Raw genomic sequence first — 3,634 nt, forward strand, 5'->3', positions numbered from 1 at the left:
TGCATCGACGCGATGCTGCCCGGCTGGCTGCAGCTCGTGCTCGCGTCGATCGTCCAGTTCGGTTTCGGCGCGCGCTTCTACCGCGCCGCCTGGCACGCGGTGAAGGCGCGCACCGGCAACATGGACCTGCTCGTCGCGCTCGGTACCTCGGCCGCGTTCGGCCTGAGCCTGTGGATGCTGGTGCGCGACCCCGTCGACCCAGGCCACCTGTATTTCGAGGCATCGGCCGTCATCGTCACGCTGGTGCGCTTCGGCAAATGGCTCGAAGCCCGCGCGAAACGCCAGACGAGCGAGGCGATCCGCGCGCTGAACGCGCTGCGCCCCGACCGCGCGCGCGTCGTCGAGCACGGCGTCGAACGCGACGTGCCGCTGGCGCTGGTGCGCGTCGGCACGACCGTCAGCATCCGTCCCGGCGAGCGCGTGCCCGTCGACGGGCGAATCGTGTCGGGCCGCTCGCACATCGACGAATCGCTGATCACCGGCGAAAGCCTGCCGGTGCCGAAGGACGACGGCGATCCCGTCACGGCCGGCTCGATCAACGGCGAAGGCGCGCTCGTCGTCGAAACCACCGCGATCGGCGCGGAGACGACGCTCGCGCGCATCATCCGCCTCGTCGAATCCGCGCAGGCGGAAAAGGCGCCGATCCAGCGGCTCGTCGATCGCGTGAGCGAAGTGTTCGTGCCGGCGATCCTCGGCATCGCCGTGCTGACGCTGATCGGCTGGCTGATCGCCGGCGCCGGCACCGAAACGGCGATCCTCAACGCGGTCGCGGTGCTCGTCATCGCGTGCCCGTGCGCGCTCGGTCTCGCGACGCCCGCGGCGATCATGGCCGGCACCGGCGTCGCGGCGCGCCACGGCGTGCTGATCAAGGACGCGCAGGCGCTCGAACTCGCGCAGCGCACGACCGTGATCGCGTTCGACAAGACCGGCACGCTGACCGAAGGCAAGCCGTCCGTGACGGCGTTCGACGCTGTCGGCATCCCACGTGAGCAAGCACTCGCTCTCGCGGCCGCGGTCCAGCGGCAAAGCGATCATCCGCTCGCGCGCGCCGTGGTCGCCGCGCACGAAGCGGATGTCGTGGCCCGCGGCGTCGCCGCAGGCTCGGCCAAGATCGTCGCGGCCGATGCGCGCGCGGTGGCCGGCCGCGGCGTTCAAGCGCACGTCGACGGGCAGCTTCTCGCGCTCGGCAGCACCCGCTGGCGCGATGAACTCGGCGTCGACGTGCCGCCGGAATTCGACGCGCGTGCCGCGGAGCTCGAACACGCGGGCAACACGATTTCGTGGCTGATGCGCGCCGATGCGCCGCGCGCGTTGCTCGCGCTGATCGCATTCGGCGACACCGTGAAGCCCGGCGCGCGCGACGCGGTCGCGGCACTGTCGGCGCGCGGCGTCGCGAGCGTGCTCGTGACGGGCGACAACCGCGGCAGCGCGGCGGCCGTCGCGGCAGCGCTCGGGATCAGCGAAGTGCATGCGCAGGTGCTGCCCGACGACAAGGCGCGCGTGGTAGCCGAACTGAAGCGCACGCACGGCGGCGTCGTCGCGATGGTCGGCGACGGGATCAACGACGCGCCCGCGCTCGCCGCGGCCGACGTCGGCATCGCGATGGCGACCGGCACCGACGTCGCCATGCATACGGCCGGCATCACGCTGATGCGCGGCGATCCGGCGCTCGTCGCCGATGCGATCGACATCTCGAAGCGGACGTACCGGAAGATCCAGCAGAACCTGTTCTGGGCGTTCGTCTACAACCTGATCGGCGTGCCGCTCGCCGCGCTCGGCTGGCTGAACCCGGTGATCGCGGGAGCGGCGATGGCGTTCTCCAGCGTCAGCGTCGTGACGAATGCGTTGCTGCTGCGCAGATGGAAAGGCCGCGCGCGCTGATGCGGGCCGCGACGAGCGCCGGCCGTCCGATGGGCGGCCGGCGCTCGTCATATATGGAATGGGGAAGGTTGCGGCGGTTGCCGAGCGGGGCCCGCAGGTTGCGAGTCCTGCGTCGGGGCGCATAACCGCGAGAAGGCCGTGGAAGCGGGAATGCGCGTGACCGGCACGCACACCAACGGATTCAGCCCGGGACGACCGGCTTGATCAACGTCGTCGTGATCGGCGCGAAACCGCACGCCCGATACAGCGCACGTGCGGCCGTGTTGTGATTGAACACCGACAGCCCGATTTCGGTGACGCCGTGACGGCGTGCCTCGGCCTCCAACGCATCGAGCGTGCGCGTGGCCCAGCCCTGGCGGCGCCGGGACGGGACGATGTCGAGGTCGTAGATGAACAGCGTGCGGTTCGGCCCTTCGGGCACGATCGCGTACCAGAGGTCGCCGACCGTGTCGCCGCTGGCGGCGTCGATCAGCTGGACGAGTGTCTGGCCGGAGGTGAGCAGCCCGTCGGGCAGCAGCGTATCGAAGCAGGCGCGGGCGCGGCCCGCCGCGTCTTCGCTCGCGTTCTGCCCGGATGACACGAGATCGCGCGCGTAGCCGTCGATGGCGCGCGTGCGGTATGCGTGGAATTCGCCGGCCGTCATCGGCCGCATCTGCAGCATGGCCCGGGGGTCGCGAAGGAAGTCGAACTTCCAGTTTAGCGGGACGGCCGCACCGGCGCGCGATGCGGCGGTGAAAAGCGGGCAAGCAATGGCGGCGAGCGCCGCGCGGAATCAGCGAATCAGCGAATCAGCGAATCAGCGAATCAGCGAATCAGCGAATCAGCGACGGTAAACGACGATCGGCACGAAGTTCGCACGACGCATGCGATCGGCTTCGGCGCTACGCGCAGCGTACGAGTATTCCGCGTCGAGCGGCAGGTGCGGGGAGACGAACAGATCGTCGATCTTTTGCAGCAGGGCAAGAATGAAGCTCATGTGAGACTCCTGAGATAGCTCTAGGGTTTTCCCTTAGAGGGACTCCATTCTAAGGGTTTTCCCTGAACTCTGCCAGCTCACCGCATCAGTTTGCCGCACCCGTGCCACGCGCCGCCCCGCCCGCCCCGTCGGGCGGAGGGTTGCAGGTAGGGTCGGAATATTTAGTGCGTTCGACGCGCGCGCTTCGCGGCCGCCGCCTCACGGTTTGCGTTGCGCTGAAGCCGGTCGACCTGCGACAGCATGGCTTCGTGGTGTTCCGCGAGCGTCATCAGCGTTGCCTGCTGTGTCGACAGGTCGGCAGCCAGCCGGTCGATCCGCTGTTGCCGGGCTTCCAGGTCCTGCTTCAGGTGCGCGATCTGCCGCGTTTGCAGCACCAGCGCGACGAGCCCAGCGAGCACGACGACCGCCAGCGCCAGCAGCAGCCGGTTGACGCGGCGCATCTCGCGATCGGCCGCCTGCTTCAAGCCGGCCGTCTCGGCGTGCAGCGTGGCAAGCCGGTCCGACAGCGGGCGCAGATGAGTGTCGGGATCGAAGTCCGACGCGCCCGGTTGCGCGCGATCCGCCGACGGCTTCGTCACGAACGACGCGGCGGACGCCACCGGCTGCACGACCGGCGAGGCCGGCGCTGCGGTTGCTCGCGCAGCGTCGCGGGGGCTCGCGGCAATCGCGGCCGCAGCGGCAACCACGGGCTCGGCGGGTTCTGCCGTCGCCTGCGGTTCGGTAGAGGGCGCGGCGTGCGCCGGAGTCGATTCCGGCTCGGCGTCGACAGCCGCCGCT

Annotated in this window: 3 protein-coding genes and 1 pseudogene; 1 reads left to right on the forward strand and 3 read right to left on the reverse strand. The window is 70.0% G+C overall.

The window, feature by feature from the left end; genetic code table 11:
- The coding region (locus F3J14_RS33955; RefSeq protein ID WP_166726630.1) for a copper-translocating P-type ATPase at positions 1-1,881 on the forward strand (1,881 nt) is incomplete at its 5' end.
- A gap of 181 nt (positions 1,882-2,062) precedes the next feature.
- Here the strand turns inward: F3J14_RS33955 and F3J14_RS33960 are convergent.
- From F3J14_RS33960 to F3J14_RS33970, 3 genes and pseudogenes are all read right to left on the reverse strand, one after another.
- Positions 2,063-2,542, reverse strand: a complete 480-nt coding sequence (locus F3J14_RS33960; protein WP_006754996.1) for a GNAT family N-acetyltransferase — start codon at positions 2,540-2,542, stop codon at positions 2,063-2,065.
- Between the two features lie 159 nt (positions 2,543-2,701).
- Entirely contained in the window at positions 2,702-2,857 is a 156-nt protein-coding gene (locus F3J14_RS33965; RefSeq protein ID WP_166726631.1) for a hypothetical protein, read from the reverse strand.
- A gap of 161 nt (positions 2,858-3,018) precedes the next feature.
- Positions 3,019-3,634, reverse strand: a pseudogene (locus F3J14_RS33970) (flagellar hook-length control protein FliK); the annotation flags it as partial.

It is taken from the genome of Burkholderia sp. Tr-862, from assembly GCF_011753085.1.
In the GTDB taxonomy this organism is placed as follows: domain Bacteria; phylum Pseudomonadota; class Gammaproteobacteria; order Burkholderiales; family Burkholderiaceae; genus Burkholderia; species Burkholderia ambifaria.

Bases quoted from the DNA above. Each gene is read 5' to 3' on its own strand.
- F3J14_RS33960 (WP_006754996.1), bottom strand. From the start codon at position 2,542: ATGCTGCAGATGCGGCCGATGACGGCCGGCGAATTCCACGCATACCGC.
- F3J14_RS33965 (WP_166726631.1), bottom strand. From the start codon at position 2,857: ATGAGCTTCATTCTTGCCCTGCTGCAAAAGATCGACGATCTGTTCGTC.